Annotated in this window: 27 protein-coding genes; 15 read left to right on the forward strand and 12 right to left on the reverse strand. The window is 59.6% G+C overall.

The window, feature by feature from the left end; genetic code table 11:
• Positions 1–39: 39 nt before the first annotated feature.
• The 11 genes from FYB76_RS18490 to FYB76_RS18540 form a co-directional block, all read right to left on the reverse strand.
• Positions 40–558 (reverse strand): hypothetical protein, encoded by a 519-nt coding sequence (locus FYB76_RS18490; protein WP_154134587.1) that lies wholly within the window; start codon positions 556–558, stop codon positions 40–42.
• Positions 551–772: a hypothetical protein gene (locus FYB76_RS18495; RefSeq protein WP_154134588.1), complete on the reverse strand. Its 222-nt coding sequence runs from the start codon at positions 770–772 to the stop codon at positions 551–553. The genes FYB76_RS18490 and FYB76_RS18495 overlap by 8 nt, the downstream gene beginning before the upstream one ends.
• Complete coding sequence (locus tag FYB76_RS18500; protein ID WP_154134589.1) at positions 763–1143, reverse strand: hypothetical protein; 381 nt, start codon at positions 1141–1143, stop codon at positions 763–765. Before FYB76_RS18500 ends, FYB76_RS18495 begins: the two co-directional genes overlap by 10 nt.
• The gene (locus FYB76_RS18505) at positions 1140–1904 is read right to left on the reverse strand and encodes a lambda exonuclease family protein (RefSeq protein WP_154134590.1); all 765 of its coding nucleotides are present in this window, start codon (positions 1902–1904) and stop codon (positions 1140–1142) included. Before FYB76_RS18505 ends, FYB76_RS18500 begins: the two co-directional genes overlap by 4 nt.
• 7 nt (positions 1905–1911) lie before the next feature.
• Positions 1912–2862, reverse strand: coding sequence for a recombinase RecT (locus FYB76_RS18510; RefSeq protein ID WP_154134591.1), 951 nt, complete (start codon positions 2860–2862; stop codon positions 1912–1914).
• Entirely contained in the window at positions 2859–3071 is a 213-nt protein-coding gene (locus tag FYB76_RS18515; protein WP_154134592.1) for a hypothetical protein, read from the reverse strand. The genes FYB76_RS18510 and FYB76_RS18515 overlap by 4 nt, the downstream gene beginning before the upstream one ends.
• Complete coding sequence (locus FYB76_RS26680) at positions 3068–3586, reverse strand: hypothetical protein (RefSeq protein ID WP_195724668.1); 519 nt, start codon at positions 3584–3586, stop codon at positions 3068–3070. Before FYB76_RS26680 ends, FYB76_RS18515 begins: the two co-directional genes overlap by 4 nt.
• Positions 3586–3738, reverse strand: coding sequence for a hypothetical protein (locus FYB76_RS18525; protein ID WP_154134593.1), 153 nt, complete (start codon positions 3736–3738; stop codon positions 3586–3588). Before FYB76_RS18525 ends, FYB76_RS26680 begins: the two co-directional genes overlap by 1 nt.
• A 103-nt stretch (positions 3739–3841) precedes the next feature.
• Positions 3842–4171 (reverse strand): hypothetical protein, encoded by a 330-nt coding sequence (locus FYB76_RS18530; RefSeq protein WP_154134594.1) that lies wholly within the window; start codon positions 4169–4171, stop codon positions 3842–3844.
• A gap of 574 nt (positions 4172–4745) precedes the next feature.
• A complete protein-coding gene (locus FYB76_RS18535) occupies positions 4746–5390 on the reverse strand; it encodes a hypothetical protein (protein ID WP_154134595.1) in 645 nt (214 codons plus the stop codon).
• A 12-nt stretch (positions 5391–5402) separates the two neighbouring features.
• Positions 5403–6101 carry a S24 family peptidase gene (locus FYB76_RS18540; protein WP_154134596.1) on the reverse strand — a complete coding sequence of 233 codons (699 nt, stop codon included), beginning with the start codon at positions 6099–6101 and terminating at the stop codon, positions 5403–5405.
• Positions 6102–6193: 92 nt separating this feature from the next.
• Between FYB76_RS18540 and FYB76_RS18545 the strand changes: the two genes are divergently transcribed.
• Complete coding sequence (locus tag FYB76_RS18545) at positions 6194–6385, forward strand: hypothetical protein (protein WP_154134597.1); 192 nt, start codon at positions 6194–6196, stop codon at positions 6383–6385.
• 168 nt (positions 6386–6553) lie between these two features.
• On the opposite strand, the gene FYB76_RS18550 is transcribed toward FYB76_RS18545, so the two are convergent.
• On the reverse strand, positions 6554–6748 hold the full coding sequence (locus FYB76_RS18550) for a hypothetical protein (protein WP_154134598.1): 195 nt from the start codon (positions 6746–6748) through the stop codon (positions 6554–6556).
• Between the two features lie 88 nt (positions 6749–6836).
• Here FYB76_RS18550 and FYB76_RS18555 point away from each other — a divergent pair, with 88 nt between their 5' ends.
• From FYB76_RS18555 to FYB76_RS18620, 14 genes are all read left to right on the forward strand, one after another.
• Positions 6837–7373 carry a phage regulatory CII family protein gene (locus FYB76_RS18555; RefSeq protein ID WP_154134599.1) on the forward strand — a complete coding sequence of 179 codons (537 nt, stop codon included), beginning with the start codon at positions 6837–6839 and terminating at the stop codon, positions 7371–7373.
• Positions 7370–7846 (forward strand): hypothetical protein, encoded by a 477-nt coding sequence (locus FYB76_RS18560; RefSeq protein ID WP_154134600.1) that lies wholly within the window; start codon positions 7370–7372, stop codon positions 7844–7846. The genes FYB76_RS18555 and FYB76_RS18560 overlap by 4 nt, the downstream gene beginning before the upstream one ends.
• Positions 7843–8679: a YdaU family protein gene (locus tag FYB76_RS18565; RefSeq protein ID WP_154134601.1), complete on the forward strand. Its 837-nt coding sequence runs from the start codon at positions 7843–7845 to the stop codon at positions 8677–8679. The genes FYB76_RS18560 and FYB76_RS18565 overlap by 4 nt, the downstream gene beginning before the upstream one ends.
• Entirely contained in the window at positions 8627–9373 is a 747-nt protein-coding gene (locus FYB76_RS18570) for a hypothetical protein (protein ID WP_154134602.1), read from the forward strand. Before FYB76_RS18565 ends, FYB76_RS18570 begins: the two co-directional genes overlap by 53 nt.
• A 62-nt stretch (positions 9374–9435) precedes the next feature.
• Complete coding sequence (locus FYB76_RS18575; protein WP_154134603.1) at positions 9436–9798, forward strand: Gp49 family protein; 363 nt, start codon at positions 9436–9438, stop codon at positions 9796–9798.
• A 58-nt stretch (positions 9799–9856) separates the two neighbouring features.
• A complete protein-coding gene (locus tag FYB76_RS18580) occupies positions 9857–10081 on the forward strand; it encodes a hypothetical protein (protein WP_154134604.1) in 225 nt (74 codons plus the stop codon).
• Positions 10078–10560 carry a hypothetical protein gene (locus tag FYB76_RS18585; RefSeq protein ID WP_154134605.1) on the forward strand — a complete coding sequence of 161 codons (483 nt, stop codon included), beginning with the start codon at positions 10078–10080 and terminating at the stop codon, positions 10558–10560. The genes FYB76_RS18580 and FYB76_RS18585 overlap by 4 nt, the downstream gene beginning before the upstream one ends.
• Positions 10557–10829, forward strand: a complete 273-nt coding sequence (locus FYB76_RS18590) for a hypothetical protein (protein WP_154134606.1) — start codon at positions 10557–10559, stop codon at positions 10827–10829. The genes FYB76_RS18585 and FYB76_RS18590 overlap by 4 nt, the downstream gene beginning before the upstream one ends.
• On the forward strand, positions 10826–11170 hold the full coding sequence (locus FYB76_RS18595; protein WP_154134607.1) for a hypothetical protein: 345 nt from the start codon (positions 10826–10828) through the stop codon (positions 11168–11170). The genes FYB76_RS18590 and FYB76_RS18595 overlap by 4 nt, the downstream gene beginning before the upstream one ends.
• A gap of 227 nt (positions 11171–11397) precedes the next feature.
• Positions 11398–11538, forward strand: a complete 141-nt coding sequence (locus FYB76_RS18600; protein WP_154134608.1) for a hypothetical protein — start codon at positions 11398–11400, stop codon at positions 11536–11538.
• Positions 11535–11828, forward strand: a complete 294-nt coding sequence (locus FYB76_RS18605) for a hypothetical protein (protein ID WP_154134609.1) — start codon at positions 11535–11537, stop codon at positions 11826–11828. Before FYB76_RS18600 ends, FYB76_RS18605 begins: the two co-directional genes overlap by 4 nt.
• Complete coding sequence (locus FYB76_RS18610; protein WP_154134610.1) at positions 11822–12118, forward strand: hypothetical protein; 297 nt, start codon at positions 11822–11824, stop codon at positions 12116–12118. The genes FYB76_RS18605 and FYB76_RS18610 overlap by 7 nt, the downstream gene beginning before the upstream one ends.
• Positions 12119–12128: 10 nt before the next feature.
• Positions 12129–12683 (forward strand): hypothetical protein, encoded by a 555-nt coding sequence (locus FYB76_RS18615; protein ID WP_154134611.1) that lies wholly within the window; start codon positions 12129–12131, stop codon positions 12681–12683.
• The gene (locus tag FYB76_RS18620; RefSeq protein ID WP_154134612.1) at positions 12680–13921 is read left to right on the forward strand and encodes a PBSX family phage terminase large subunit; all 1242 of its coding nucleotides are present in this window, start codon (positions 12680–12682) and stop codon (positions 13919–13921) included. The genes FYB76_RS18615 and FYB76_RS18620 overlap by 4 nt, the downstream gene beginning before the upstream one ends.
• Positions 13922–13934: the final 13 nt, after the last annotated feature.

The raw sequence follows: 13934 nt of genomic DNA on the forward strand, positions 1-13934 counted from the left end.
CGATCAGCGCGAAGCCAGCGGGGGACTGGCACGGGGGGATTACGCTGCCTTATTGAAGAGGTCTTCAGCCTTTTGCGGCTCCGGCCCATTCAGCTGCATGTTGATGTCCTGCTTTTGCTTGGCCGCCAGCGCGCCAACGTCCTTTGGATCCGGATGGCAGTTGATGTTGAACTTGATCTGCACCACGGCGCCTTCCATCGGCGTGATCTCGATCTCACGCACCTTGCAGTCAACCAGCTTGAGGTTGCTCTCGCCGCCCAGGCCATGGTCGACCACAGCGGTGTAGCCCTCGCTCTCGTAGTCCCAGCTGAACGGACCCATGCGCGGATGCTTGATCATGCACAGCGAGTCGGGATCGGTGGCGAGGTCGGCGCGCTCTTCTTCGGTCGGCTTGCGGTACATCGATTCCAGCAGGCCAGCGCCGAACGCCTTCAGGATGGTGTTGGGCAGAACGGCTTGGCAGGTCAGCACGACGCCAAGCTTCAGCTCCTGGCCGTGGTTTTCCATCGGGGTCGATACCTTGTTCAGTTTCACGGGCTGCGCGACGAATTCAAACATGGGTGGTGCTCCTTTCTGTGTAAGCAAGATACGGCTTGCGAATCAGGTCATGGCAGCGTTTTTGCGCCACCGGGTTGGTGTCTACCTCGGCGCGGCTTTCAACGTCGCACAGGGCTCGTACAACGCGCGTAGCCGTATGCTCGTCGGGTACGCGCAGGAACTGCTGGAACTGCTCTTCGCGGCAGCGGAGGGCGAGCCATGTGCTCAGGCGCATTCGACCGCCTTTCTAGCCCACCCACGCTGTAGTTTTTCGCAATCAACCAGGCGCTGCTCTAGGTCGTCGCTGTTCACGTTCCGTTGCGTGAAATCGGTTGTGAATCCGTTGCCAATGCGAAGACGTGCCATCAACTCAGAAGCCAGCTTTTTGTTTTTGCTACTGGCATCGCGCACGCGCAGCGCATAGTTTTGTGCGCTTGATTTGTATGGGTAGAACACCAGCCGTACATCGTTTCGAATGAATGTGAATGCCTCATAGTCAGCACTGCTCCATTCAAGACGGCCATTAAATGGCTCAAGGACTTTTGCAGCGATCTTGAATTCAAACTGGAAAACCTTTCCGTACTTGCCGGCGCGCGGATCTTTCATGCGTCCTCCCGCAGCTTTTGCTCGTACTCGTCCACCAGGGTCTTGAACTCCAGCAGATCAGCCTCCAGCGCCTCGATGTATGCCTCGTCGCGCTCGACTCGGCGGCGCCACAATTGCTTTCCGGTGGGCGTGAGCGCCGGGCAATACATGCAGAAGTCCCACCACTTCCGGCCGGTCAACCAAAGGCAGCCCTGCACCTGATCGGTGTACTTGCTCCAGTCGTCGCCAAGCCAGATGCGGCGGATCTCTTCCGGGGAGATCAGGCACTTGTACTCGGCGCCGCCGTCTTCACCGATTAGGCCATCAGCGCTGCCGCCGAAGAGGCGGTCATCGGTGGCCACGAAGCCGCACGGCTCGACCAGCAGGCCGGTCTGTACCTCGTGCTCCATGCGCGCCTCGGGCTCCATCTCATGGCCGCGCCGCATGGCATAGGTCTCGAAGCCCTCATCCAGTGGCGCTCCGCTGATGCGCTCGACGGCCAGGCGAAATGCGTAATCCTTGGCTGCGTCCGAGTAATCGCCAACCTTCTCGCCGTCCAAAGCGCGCTGGATTGCTTCAGCCTTGGGCGCGGCCTTGTAGCCGGCGAACTCCATGGCCTGTTTTTGCGAGTGGCCGCCCAAGATGGCTTTAACGTAATCCTGCTGGCGCTCATCCAGGCAGTTCACCTTCGTGCGCGCAACACGGAACATGCTTGCGGTGATGACGCCGGCGCGCGCCGCATGCCATTCCTGCGTGCCTTGTTCGCAGTTGTAGACGATCATGGCCGGCTCATTCAGGAACGTAGCCATCATCACCAGCAGGCGGCTCCTGCCGCTGCGTACCGGTGTCGCCGTTCTCGATGGTGCCGGAGCCCTGCAGGTCAACACGGTGGCGCGAGATCGCATCCTTCAGGCGCTTGAAATCGGCCGGCTGATCCTTGAGCTTGGCGCAGTTATTCCGCCAGTACGCCAGCGCGTCGGCATCGCTGGTGGTACGCAGCGCCTCGACAATCATGGGCTCGACATCGACCCAATCAGCGCCGCGCTGCGGCTCGTTGAAATTGATGCCTTCGCCGCCGTCAGTGTTCAGGTGATGGATGGCCGCGTCCAGGCGCTCGGTTTTCGGCCAGAGCTTGTATGCGCGCTTGATGACGGTCTTCTTCGCCATCTCGTTGAAGTCGGTATGCCACGGGCCGGAGCCCTTCTTGCCGGACTCGGAACGACCCTTGATCGCGTTGATCTCGCTGATGCTCATGGTGGTGGTGAGGTAGTCGCCGTCGCGGGTCTTGACGACGACATAGGCGCCCACGGCCTCGCCGCGCTCCTTGTCGAACGGATCACGGTCATGCACGGGCGGCTTGTCGAAACCCTGCAGGCTGAAACGGTCATTCTGGTAGACCATCTCGGCTTGGCCCCACATGATCGAGCCGGATGTGATGGCCAGATCCAGCAGGCCCATGTAGCTGATGTCGAGGCAAATCTTGTTGCCGCGCGGGACAAGATACGCCTGCTTCTTCGCTGGGTTCAAGCTGATGCCGATGGCCGCGATGTTGGTGACTGCATCCACCACGGCCTGGCGGTTGTTCATCGCCGCCTTCATGGCGTAATCGCTGTTGCCCAGGATCTGCACAGCGAAGCCGGCTTCACGCTCAAAACTGATGCTCTTGTCTGCCAGAACGGTTGCGAACTGATCGCGTGCGCCTTGGATGTCGGAGCTGATCAGGGTCAGTGCATTGCTCATTTCTTCTCCAGATGTTGAACAGGCTGGCCGAACTCGGCGGCCGGGAATTTGTTGGCGATGCGCAGCACGAAAGGCATGTGCCGCTGGTTGATTTCGCGCAGGCGGGCTTGGCGCTCGGCGCGTTCGTTGCTGACTTGCTCGGCTGGCGCCATCACTGCAGGAGCGCCGAAGCACAGGCAGAGCAGGGCGGCGGGGAGGGCGGCTTTCATGCTTCTGGCCATACGTGGGCGACGATGGCGGCGTCAACTTCGTCGCGGCGATTCATCGGAAGCTCTGCGATCACGTGGTAGCCTGCATCAGGCTCAGTGACCACATACCGGCTGTTCCAGTCGGCCCAGGTCAGCAGGAAGCGGCGGCCGCAGTATTCGGCCTCTTCGCATTCGTCGCTTTTCTCGCGCCATTCCAGCTTCACGGACTCACCTGGCAGCGGCTTCCCCAGCATCCAGTCGATCCAGGCGAGGCGGTCGGCGCGATCCTTTTCATGTAACTGCTCAGGCATGCAGTTGTCGTATCGCCAGCCTTCCAGCGTCGGTGTGCAACCGTCAGAGCGACGACCGCCAAGAGCCTCTTTTATGTATGAGCACAGGCGCATCACGCCTTCAGATAGTTCGGGATGCGCGTAAGCCACAAAAGAAAGAGCCGGACAGATGTAGTAATTCAGCCCACTGCGGATTCTCTCCCGCGCCAACTCCAGCGCCCGCCGTTCGTCCTTGGTCAGTGCCATCACACAGCCCTCCAGCAAGCCGCCGGCCGCGCCGACGTAGGTTTCATCGTGGTCAGCGGCGAGTTCATCGCATCGGCCAGCAGCAGCAGAAACAGCACCGCGAGCACTGCAGCGATCACTGCCGAGATCAGGATGTCCAGAAAACGCTTCATGCGACCCCCAGCAGATGCAGGATGAATTCGGTGACGCTGGTGAGCGCCCAATCGCAGACGCCGTAGATGGCGAAGGCGCATGCGGCGTAGAGGGACTGGAGCATCATGCGCCCACCCCCGCATAGCTGTGCTCATCCCGCTCACGCTCGCGCTGCATCTCCCGAGCCTCTTCGCGGCGCTCAGCGGCGTACTGCTTGCCGATGCCAGCGGCGCGCATCTCGCGGTTGAAGTTGTCCAGCAGGCGCTGGCTCAGTGCGTCGGTGAGGTCGACAACCTGGCCGCCGACGTTGATCGCGATGGCCTCGGCCTCAAACTCTTCCGAGAAGCTGCAGAAAGTGCCGTACAGCTCGACCGGCAGATCGCCCACGCTGGTGACGTAGGGGATCAGCATCAGGCCATTGGGTACGGCGGGGAATTTGGCAGGTAGCGACATCGCTTTTTCTCCATCGGTTGTTTGCTGCGATGGAGACAGTATTAGGCATTCCTTATTGAGTGTCAATAGGAATGCCTAACTAAATTTTAAGGAATGCCTTTTTGGGGACGAAAAAAAACCGCCAGGCGGCGGTTATTTGTTGTTTCCCCAGAGGTGGCCGGCTAAGCCACAGTTTCTTTCCAATCCAGTGAACGTATCGTCTGCGTTGTACTTTCGCGCCCGGTATTCATCTATCGCAAATTGAACATAGGACCGACAGTTTTTGGGGAGTCCTGATTCTCCGTATGCAGGTCTATCGTTTTCATCGCGCTGGCAACCTGCGATCAAAATCATCGACACGAATATTATTTTTTTCATTCCTCGCACCAAAACCTTGTCTGGACGCCTGGTTGCCGCATGAACAGGTCTGCGGCTGTTCGACAGTTGTCTCTATTTCCTTCTAATGCAAGACCATCGCCATCGAAAACCGCAACCAAAAATCTGGCATTTGGCACTACCAGGCTGTCCCGATACAAGGAAACGCTCTTGCCGCATCCCGTCAAAAGAAAGCAAAGTGCCAGTGCAAAGCAGCGCATCACCGGCTCACGCAGTTGACCTGGTTGCCGATGGTGGTGCAGTTGGTGGTGCTGGTGGTCGGCGCGGGCATCGGAACCATGTAGGGTGCTGGCATCGGCGCGGGAGCGGGTTTGTTCAGTTGGCTCTGCAGTTGCATAAGCAGTACCTGGCGGCGCCTTTGATTTTCATCGTCTTGGCGCGCGGCATAGAGCTGGCGCACTTGCTCAAAGCCCGATTCAGTTTCACTGTTTTGCGAAATCCGAAGTCGGTTGAATTGCGCAAACGTCATTTTTCCAGCATTCATGTCTGCAGCTAAAAGTTTCGCCTTGTTCACAGACACTTGCGCGATTGCAAATGCTTCGGGCGGCAAGTCCTCTTTGAGCGTGCTGGTGTAGGTCACAAAACAGCGGTCGCGCGAATCAGCCCATTTCGCGATGAGGTCTCTTTCCTGATCCGTCGGGATCGAGTTGTCAGCCAGCATTGAAGTGCTGATTTTGGCCACCTGGCCAAGGGAAGTTTTGGCAGCGAGCGGGGCAAACTTTGGATCTGCGGCAACCTTATCCATACATTCTTTGTACTGGCTCCCACGGTATGGAACCACCTGGTTTGGCGCGCAAGCAGCCAAAACGCCAGTTGTCACTACTATGGCAAGAATCTGTTTCATCACCCCTCCCGTTCAGATATTTTCGCTTTGCTTATAGACAATTCTGCCGATCACAACGCAGCCGCCACCCCTGCAAAGCTTTCGTGGGTAGCGCCGCTGATCTGGATTGTCTGAAGAGAGCCACCAATCGCCGTTATCCCTGACAAGCCGCTTTACAACGTCTTCACCTTCGTAGTTCACCGCATAGACCTGGTTATCCTTGATCGTTTTGTCGGCGGTATTGATCACCACGATATCGTCCTCATAAAGCGTCGGCTCCATGCTTCCACCGCGCACTTTGATCGCTATGAGGTCCCCCGGAATGTATCCGTGCCGCTGCACCACATGCCGTGGCATGTAAAGCGGCGGTCCATCCTCCACTGATTTGTCCAAAGCAATTCCATTCACACCAGCTTGCAGCTGAAGCTTCACCGTCCTGATCGGCACAAACCTCGGATCCTCTTCGCCTTCCTCCAGTGCGTGAACGCGGCTGAGCTTCAGCGCATTCGGAGAGGATTCAATCTGTCCCTTCCCTGTCGCGAGCCACCAGGGGTTCACGTCAAGAAATTGGGCAGCCAACAACAGGTTGGCGCCTTCTATTTTTTTTGTGCGACCTGACAACCAGTCGGCCACCGAAGGGGCCTTAATGCCACAGGCCTTGGCAAGCCCGGACTGCGTCAGGTCTGGACGCCGCTCAAAAGCGGCCTGCAATCGTTCTGCAAGAGTATTCATTAGGGAATCCTAACGGAATTCCAATTAGGAATGCCTTGACTGCGGAATAAGGAATGCCTAACATTAGGGTGAATTCCATTTAGGGGCATTTCATGAATCAAGTTGCAAACACCGTCATTGACCGCCTCGGCGGCACCAACGCAGTCGCGCGCATCTGCGAGTGCAAGCCGCCTTCAGTTGCCGAGTGGCGCACGAACGGAATCCCCAAGGCGCGCGAACAATTCCTGCGCCTCAAGCACCCGGAAGCCTTCGAAGGTCTGGACGAGCTGGTGGAGCAGCAATGAGCCGGCGCCTGAAGACGGGGAAGGTTATTGCGCGGGTGCGCCTTCGAAATGCGAAGACCCTATACAACCGGAATCTGGCGGCTGCCAAAACAGAATTCGAGGCCCACACGATCCGGACCAACTTCGAATTCTTTCAGTTGGCTAGAGCCTCAAGAGGCCGGCCATGAATTACCGATGCGCCACGCGCTCAACCATCGTGCGCAGCAGCCGGCCGTCTTCGCCAAGCTTCTTGATGGCGTCGGCCATCTCCAGCTGGCGCTCTGCGATGTCCAGCAGCGCGCGCTGTGTGCGCCACTCCACCTCGTGCTTCGGGCTGATCGCTTCCAAGTTGGCCCGCAGCAGGGCCGTGGCGGTGAGTTCCATGGTTCGTCCTTTCAATGTGAGTCTGGTTGATCTGGACTTTATGCGCACCGCAGCAAGTGCGCACCGGAAATAAATCGAGGAATTTCCCATGACCTATCACTACGGCCAGACCAGCCAGCACGACTGCCTCTACACGGCAGCACGCTCTTACCCTGGCGGCATTGAAGCGCTGGCGCAGCGGCTCGGTATGAGCGCCAGCGTGCTGTACAAGAAGTTGAGCCCGGGCGTGGCGTCGCACTATCCCAGCTTTGAAGAGGCCACCGTCATCATGGATTTGTGCAACAGCGTCCGCGTTCCTGATGCGCTGTCGGCACTCGATGCGCAAGCCTTCCGCTTGGGCAAAATCTGCATCGACATCCCCACCACGGACGGCGGCGATATCGACGTTGAGGAAATCCAGCGCCTGGTCTTCAAGGCCGTGGCCCAGCTGGGGGACGCCGTCGCCGCTTCCACTGATGCCCTGGTGGACGGCCACCTGACCGAGCAGGAGATGCGCGTCATCGAGCCGAAGCTGCGCGCGCTGGTGCAAACCGCCACCGGCTGGCTCCAGCGCATGAAGGCCAAATCCAAGGCCGACGCCGGCAAGCTCCTGCACAAGATCATGCGCAAGAAGGAGGCGGCATGAGCGCCCAGAAGAAACGCAACAAGGCCTATCGCCCTGGCCGCTTGGCAGGCGACAACATCAAGCTGAAGATGCAGCCCTGGAAGGGCAAGGCCATCATGGACCCGCTGCTGGCCATCATTGACCAGCTGGAGCAGAACGGGACTATCGATGTCGCCAGCAACGGCGTGGCGATCTTCAAGGACGCCATCGATGGTCATTGGTACGACTCCGCTGTGGCCATCGCCGGGGTCGTAGAAGCCTTTGAAATCCACGAGCGCCGCTTCGGTGTCGACCTGCACATTGACGGCCTCCGCAAGCTCGGTAAGGCCCTGCAAATCGACATGCCGATCAACGAGCACCAGACCGCCGCGGCGCGCGTCTCGCTCCAACACATCCGCGCAGCTTCCCTGGAAATGACCGCCGGCTATGCCCGCGACCTCATCAAGGATTTCCAGATCAAGGAAGGGCTGGAACAGGTGAGGGAGGCGGCATGAATTACTACGAACGGCATCTTGGCGACTACATCAAGGACACAGTTTCCTTGTCCATGCTGGAAGACGGCGCTTACAACCGGCTGATCGACCAGGCGTACCAGACTGAGGAACCGCTGCCGCTGGACGTGAAAGAGGTCTATCGCATGGCACGCGCAACCAGCGGCCCTGAGCGCAAGGCGGTCGATTATGTGCTCGGGAAGTTCTGGACGCGTACCGATGACGGCTATGTGCAGAAGCGGATCCAGGCAGAAATCGAGCGCTTTCAAGACAAGCAGCGCAAGGCGAAGGCATCTGCAGATGCACGCTGGAACAAATCCAAAGGCAATGCGAACGCATCCGAATCGCATGATGCAAATGGCATGCGAACGCATAGCGAAGGCAATGCTCACCAGACACCAGACACCAGACACCAGACACCAGACTTAAAACCAGGTGTAACAACCAGAGGCGATACCTCAACCGTAGTCGGGGCCATCTGCGTTGGGCTGCGCCGTTCCGGCGTGCAGGTCAGCCCCCACCAGCTGCAGGTCCAGGAGCTCGCAAAGCAGGTTGACGCCGGGACACTGGCCGTCGAGACGATCCTTGCTGCAGGCGAGGAAGCGCGCAGCAGCAAGCCGAACGAGCGCATCGGCATCGGCCTGGTGACCGCGATCCTGACGTCCTGGGCAACCAAGGCCAAGGCCATGAACGTGGCCGGCGCCCGCCAGCCTGCCCAGCACCAGTCCAGCCGCGACGCCCAGCGCGCCGGCGCCATGAATTCCATCGGCTTAGGAGTCCAGCATGACGAGCAACCTCTCACCATCGATGCAGCAACAGGCGACATCAGCCGTTGAGCCGATGGAATGGCTTTTCGGCCAGCTTTTCGGCAACTACGGCAGTGCGTTCACGAGCAAGTACGGCTCTGGCGCGATGGTCAACGGCCGTGACACCGGGATCGAAAACACCAAGGCCGTGTGGCGCGAGAACATCCGCGCCAACGGACTGAAGCTTTCGGACATCAAGCGCGGCCTGGCCGCATGCGGAAAGTTCGTCCCGACTTGGCCGGAATTTCTGGAGCTCTGCCGGCCGACTCCGAATGCTGACGCGGCGCTGATCGAGGCCATCGCGCAGCTGTACGCACGCAACCAGGCCAAGGACGTCTGGAGCCATCCGGCGATTTACTGGGCCGCGCAGAAGGTCGGGTACTACGAGATGACCACGCTTACCACCAGCGCTCTGAAGCCGCGGTTTTCCGCTGCACTGGACGAAGTAATGCGCCAGGAAGTTGTGCCACCGGTGCCGCCGGCCGTGCGCGAAGAGTTCCGCCTGGAGCATGCGCAACCAGCCAACACCTCTGCCGAAGACGTCGCCCGGGCCAAGTCCCTGATCGCAACATTCGTGAACGAGGCCGTGAAGAAGAACGGCGCGCCCGTCGATGGTCTGCGCTGGGCGAAGCGGATCCTGGCCGACCGCGCCAAGCATTCCCTGTTGCAAATCCGGTTTGCCGAAGAGGCGATCAGCAACGTCGCCGCCGGCCATCGGGAATAACCCTTTCGCGGACCTGGCAGACGCCGCCGCATAACCCGCAGCACCAACCACAGGAGAGCCACATGAACGACCAAGCAATCGAGCAGGAAATCCAACACAAGGGCCTGACGGCACCGCGCGTTACGCCCGAAGATATCGACCGCCTCATGGCCCGCGTGCAGTACCTGGGCGGCCGCGTCGGTGACACCACCAGCACGGTGGTGCATGCCTTCCTCGACGGCAAATTCCTGCTCGCCAGCGGGCACAGCGCATGCGTCAGCCCGGAGAACTTCGACGCTGATATCGGCACCGATATCGCGCGCAAGCAGGCCGAAGCAAAAGCCCGCGAAAAGCTGTGGGAGCTGGAAGGCTACGTGCTGTTCCTGAACCTGAATTCGCGACTCTCGCTGCCATCTGGCGTGGAGCAGATTTTCTCGCCCGACTAATCCCGCGCCCGGCTCCGGCCGGGCATAACCCGCGCCCAGCGCAACCAAGGAGAAAAAGATGAGCGAAAAAGAAACAGGTGGTCCGGCATATCCGCAAACGATTGAATTCGCGGACAAAAGCGCAATCATCCAGCCCGGCATGACCTTGCGCGATTACTTCGCTGCGCAGGCTTTGGCTGGCTTCATGGCAAACAAATCCTGCCCGACGCGATTCACTCCTGAGGAAGATGCAGCGTACTTCTACGCGATTGCCGACGCCATGCTCAAGGAGCGTGCGAAATGAACATCCTCGCCCTCGACCTCGGCACCAAAACCGGCTGGGCCCTTCACGTGCGCGGCGGCAAGATCAGCGGCGGCACCGTGAACTGCGCGCCCGGCGTGCATGCGGCCGGCCAGCGCTGGGTCAATTTCCGCAACCACCTGGCCGAGGTGAAGCGCGCGGCCGGTGAGATCCAAGTGGTCTACTTTGAAGACATCAAGATGCACAAGGGCGTCATTGCCGCGCACGTCTACGGCGGCTTCAAGGCGCAACTGGAACTGTGGTGCATGGTCAACAACGTGCAGATGATCGGCGTGGGCTTTGGCGCCATCAAGAAAAACTGGACCGGCAAAGGCAATTCCGACAAGCAAGCCATGATTGCCGAGGCCCGCAAGCGCGGATTCGCCCCGGTCGATGACAACCACGCCGACGCCCTGGCCATCCTGGCCTACGGCCTGAACGCCGAAGGGCTCGTGCGGCAGCCGATTGGGAGGGCAGCGTGATCGAGAACTGGCAATTGCCGAGGCTGGCCGGCCTCAATGCGGATCATTCGCGGCCTTGGATGTCGGAGGTTGAGCTTGGCAAATATGGCGAAAATCCTCTGTCCCAGCCCAACCCGCTGGCCCGGGCATTAGGCGAGCCATTGCCCGGCCTGGCGGCCGTAGCCGCACACTTCCGAGCCATCGAGCAGCAGCGCATCACCGCCCTGCACCAGCAGGCAGACACCGAACACTGGCACGGCCAGATTTTCAAGCGATTGGAGGAAGCATGAGCACACCGCGCACACTCGTCACCACAGAAGCCATTCACGCTTTCATCGTGGCGCACCCGGGCAGCACGTTCCAGAGCATCAAGGACGCGATGCACTGCAGCCTGACCACGGCAAAGCGCCTGCTCAATGAGCTGCGCCGTGACGGCCTGATCACCACCACGCCCAATGGCGGCTTCCACAACAGCTACCTGTTCTGGCCAGCCGAAGCGCCAGACCTGCCTCCGCCGCCTTCCGTCGCGCAGTCGCGCACGCCGCCCGAGTTCAAGCCGCTCGCGCTCGACATGGGCAAGTTCATGCGCCTCTGCCAGGGCGCGCGCAACTCGCAGACGGGGGTGGTGTGATGAGTCATCTCGACTATTTCGGCATTTCGTCTCTTTTCCTTGGAGTTTTGCTCTATGCATACCGCAAGGAATACGAGACAGCCGCAGCTTGGGCTTGCGCATTTTTCTGGTGCGTGATGTACCACTTCGCAGGGAAATGATCATGGACGCCATCGACATCGTCATGGCCCTCGCCGCAATCGGGCTGGCGTTCGGGTTTGCGCTGTGGATCACGCTGAGGGGGTGAGATGAAAAACCGAATCCGATTCCTGCGCCTGTGGGCTCGCGAAGAGCGAAAGACTGCCTTACCCATTAACACGGCAGAAAAACAGCGCCTGGCGCGATCTGATGCGAAACAGGGGCATTCTGAAGTGAAGGAAAAGAAATGATCGGCCTGTTTGAAGTTCTGCTTGGCTTTCCATGCCCAGGATTCGAGTTCTCGCCGTCTGTCGCCCTGTGCTACACGCCCAAGGCGAAGAAGTCTGAGATGGCCACCGATTGGGAAATTGGCCGGCCGCCTGATCTGGTCTTCTGCGAGGTCTTCTGGCGCGGCCAGGTCGTCCGTGGCGTGCAAGAAGGCTGGACGTTTTTCAGAGAGGGGAAAGGCTTTGACCCGTTGTGTAGCCGCACGCTGGATGTGGCATCGATTACCGCATGGCGGATTCCAGAAGCATGCTGATCCAGGTCAAGGCCACCCCCGTAGACTTCCCTCGGCTGATCACTGAGCTGATCGCCGGGGGATTCTCGTTCTCGTCCATGGCCGCATGCACGGGGATTCCGAAGAGTACTATCGAAAGCTGGCGCGATGGTACCGAGCCTTCTCATTCACGAGGCGCCCGGTTCATCTGCCTGTGGGCCGCTGTTCACCTGAAACAGCCAAGCGATGCCCCGACCATCAAAACACCCCGCAAACGCCCGACATATCGGGCGAGCAAGTCAATACAGTTGAGCCTGTTCCAAGACAACTGATTGACGAAATGTGACTGAAGCCAATACACCGACGAAGCGGAAGCAGATCGACTGGGAAGCCGTCGAAATGGAGTACCGCGCCGGTGTGCGCTCCCTCAAGGACATCGGAACCGAATTCGGTGTTTCCGATGCCGGGATCCTGAAGAGGGCGAAGCGCGACGGCTGGGACCGCGATCTCAGCGCGCGCATTCAGGCGAAAGCTGATGCCAAAGTTAGCGCCGCCGTAGTTAGCGCGGAAGTTAGTGAAGCGCGCACTATTGCAGAAAAACAAGTTGTTGAGATCAATGCGCAGGCCGTGGCAAACGTTCGCCTGGCGCACCGCACAGACATCCGCAGGCTGCGTGACCACGCGATGAAGCTCCAGAACGAGCTGGAAACGATGGAGGCAGCTACTGAGAACAAAGCGCCGTTGGCAACGCGCACCGCCATCGCCAAGCAGATTGCAGACATCCATAAAACGCTCGTGGGCCTAGAACGCGAAGCCTGGGGAATCCAGAACAGCACCGAGGGCAACACGCCCCAGACCGTCACCAAAATCGTCAGAGAGATCGTCCGCAAGGAATGAGCGAGCTTTGCATCCAGACCGCCGAAGTGTTTGCGCCGCTGCTGGCGCCGGCCCGCTACAAGGGCGCACACGGCGGCAGGGCGTCGGGCAAGTCGCAGTTCTTCGCCGGGCTGCTGGTTGAGGACTGCTTGCGGGAGCCCATTGACGCGGTCTGCATCCGGGAAATCCAGAAGTCGCTGAAGTTCTCGGCCAAGAAGCTTATTGAGTCGAAGATTGCCGAGATGAATGCGGGCTACTACTTCGAGGTGCAGGAAGGCCAGATCAAGTGCAGGCCGGCTGGCGGTGGAGAGGGCGTCATCATCTTCCAGGGCATGCAGGATCACACGGCTGATTCGATCAAGTCGCTGGACGGATTCAAGCGCGCATGGCTGGAAGAGGCGCAGACCATCAGCCAGCGTAGCCTGGAGCTGCTGCGCCCGACCATCCGAGCGCCTGGCAGTGAGATCTGGGCGAGCTGGAACCCGCGATTCGAGACCGATCCGATTGACCAGCTGTTTCGGGGGGCGACAAAGCCGAAAGGCGCGATCTGCGTCGAGGCCAATTTCACGGACAACCCGTGGCTGCCGCAGGAAATGGTCGATGAAATGGAATACGACCGCGCCCGCGACCCGGACAAATACCAGCATATCTGGCTGGGCGGCTACGAGCGGCACAGCAACGCACGAGTGTTCAGCAACTGGAAGGTGGAAGAGTTCGAGCGGCCGGCCGGAACGATTCACCGCCTGGGCGCGGACTGGGGATTCTCGGTGGACCCGACGGTGCTTGTGCGCTGTGACATCGAGGGCAACCGGCTCTACATCGATTACGAGGCCTACATGGTGGGCTGCGAGATCACCAACCTGCCCGAGCTATTCATGACGGTGCCAGATTCGGAGAAGTGGCCCATCACAGCGGACTCAGCCAGGCCGGAAACCATCAGCCACATGCGCAACAACGGTTTCCCCAAGATCATGCCGGCCGTCAAGGGGCCGAAGTCGCTGGAAGAGGGCGTTGAGTTCCTGAAGTCATTCGAGATCATCGTGCATCCGCGCTGCAAGCACACCATCGATGAACTGACGCTGTACCGCTACAAGGTTGATCCGATGGACGAGAGCAAGGTGCTTCCGATCCTCGAAGACAAGGACAACCACGTAATCGACGCGCTGCGATACGCCTGTGAAGGTGCCCGCCGCGCGGCAAAAGCAAGACCGAAATTGCAACTGAACACGATTCCCACAACGGGCGCCAGATTCTCATAGGGCTGTTACTGGA

Source organism: Herbaspirillum sp. CAH-3 (assembly GCF_009668275.1).
Taxonomy (GTDB): domain Bacteria; phylum Pseudomonadota; class Gammaproteobacteria; order Burkholderiales; family Burkholderiaceae_D; genus Herbaspirillum; species Herbaspirillum aquaticum.

Bases quoted from the DNA above. Each gene is read 5' to 3' on its own strand.
- FYB76_RS18490 (WP_154134587.1), bottom strand. From the start codon at position 558: ATGTTTGAATTCGTCGCGCAGCCCGTGAAACTGAACAAGGTATCGACC.
- FYB76_RS18495 (WP_154134588.1), bottom strand. From the start codon at position 772: ATGCGCCTGAGCACATGGCTCGCCCTCCGCTGCCGCGAAGAGCAGTTC.
- FYB76_RS18500 (WP_154134589.1), bottom strand. From the start codon at position 1,143: ATGAAAGATCCGCGCGCCGGCAAGTACGGAAAGGTTTTCCAGTTTGAA.
- FYB76_RS18505 (WP_154134590.1), bottom strand. From the start codon at position 1,904: ATGATCGTCTACAACTGCGAACAAGGCACGCAGGAATGGCATGCGGCG.
- FYB76_RS18510 (WP_154134591.1), bottom strand. From the start codon at position 2,862: ATGAGCAATGCACTGACCCTGATCAGCTCCGACATCCAAGGCGCACGC.
- FYB76_RS18515 (WP_154134592.1), bottom strand. From the start codon at position 3,071: ATGAAAGCCGCCCTCCCCGCCGCCCTGCTCTGCCTGTGCTTCGGCGCT.
- FYB76_RS26680 (WP_195724668.1), bottom strand. From the start codon at position 3,586: ATGGCACTGACCAAGGACGAACGGCGGGCGCTGGAGTTGGCGCGGGAG.
- FYB76_RS18525 (WP_154134593.1), bottom strand. From the start codon at position 3,738: ATGAAGCGTTTTCTGGACATCCTGATCTCGGCAGTGATCGCTGCAGTG.
- FYB76_RS18530 (WP_154134594.1), bottom strand. From the start codon at position 4,171: ATGTCGCTACCTGCCAAATTCCCCGCCGTACCCAATGGCCTGATGCTG.
- FYB76_RS18535 (WP_154134595.1), bottom strand. From the start codon at position 5,390: ATGAAACAGATTCTTGCCATAGTAGTGACAACTGGCGTTTTGGCTGCT.
- FYB76_RS18540 (WP_154134596.1), bottom strand. From the start codon at position 6,101: ATGAATACTCTTGCAGAACGATTGCAGGCCGCTTTTGAGCGGCGTCCA.
- FYB76_RS18545 (WP_154134597.1), top strand. From the start codon at position 6,194: ATGAATCAAGTTGCAAACACCGTCATTGACCGCCTCGGCGGCACCAAC.
- FYB76_RS18550 (WP_154134598.1), bottom strand. From the start codon at position 6,748: ATGGAACTCACCGCCACGGCCCTGCTGCGGGCCAACTTGGAAGCGATC.
- FYB76_RS18555 (WP_154134599.1), top strand. From the start codon at position 6,837: ATGACCTATCACTACGGCCAGACCAGCCAGCACGACTGCCTCTACACG.
- FYB76_RS18560 (WP_154134600.1), top strand. From the start codon at position 7,370: ATGAGCGCCCAGAAGAAACGCAACAAGGCCTATCGCCCTGGCCGCTTG.
- FYB76_RS18565 (WP_154134601.1), top strand. From the start codon at position 7,843: ATGAATTACTACGAACGGCATCTTGGCGACTACATCAAGGACACAGTT.
- FYB76_RS18570 (WP_154134602.1), top strand. From the start codon at position 8,627: ATGACGAGCAACCTCTCACCATCGATGCAGCAACAGGCGACATCAGCC.
- FYB76_RS18575 (WP_154134603.1), top strand. From the start codon at position 9,436: ATGAACGACCAAGCAATCGAGCAGGAAATCCAACACAAGGGCCTGACG.
- FYB76_RS18580 (WP_154134604.1), top strand. From the start codon at position 9,857: ATGAGCGAAAAAGAAACAGGTGGTCCGGCATATCCGCAAACGATTGAA.
- FYB76_RS18585 (WP_154134605.1), top strand. From the start codon at position 10,078: ATGAACATCCTCGCCCTCGACCTCGGCACCAAAACCGGCTGGGCCCTT.
- FYB76_RS18595 (WP_154134607.1), top strand. From the start codon at position 10,826: ATGAGCACACCGCGCACACTCGTCACCACAGAAGCCATTCACGCTTTC.
- FYB76_RS18600 (WP_154134608.1), top strand. From the start codon at position 11,398: ATGAAAAACCGAATCCGATTCCTGCGCCTGTGGGCTCGCGAAGAGCGA.
- FYB76_RS18605 (WP_154134609.1), top strand. From the start codon at position 11,535: ATGATCGGCCTGTTTGAAGTTCTGCTTGGCTTTCCATGCCCAGGATTC.
- FYB76_RS18610 (WP_154134610.1), top strand. From the start codon at position 11,822: ATGCTGATCCAGGTCAAGGCCACCCCCGTAGACTTCCCTCGGCTGATC.
- FYB76_RS18620 (WP_154134612.1), top strand. From the start codon at position 12,680: ATGAGCGAGCTTTGCATCCAGACCGCCGAAGTGTTTGCGCCGCTGCTG.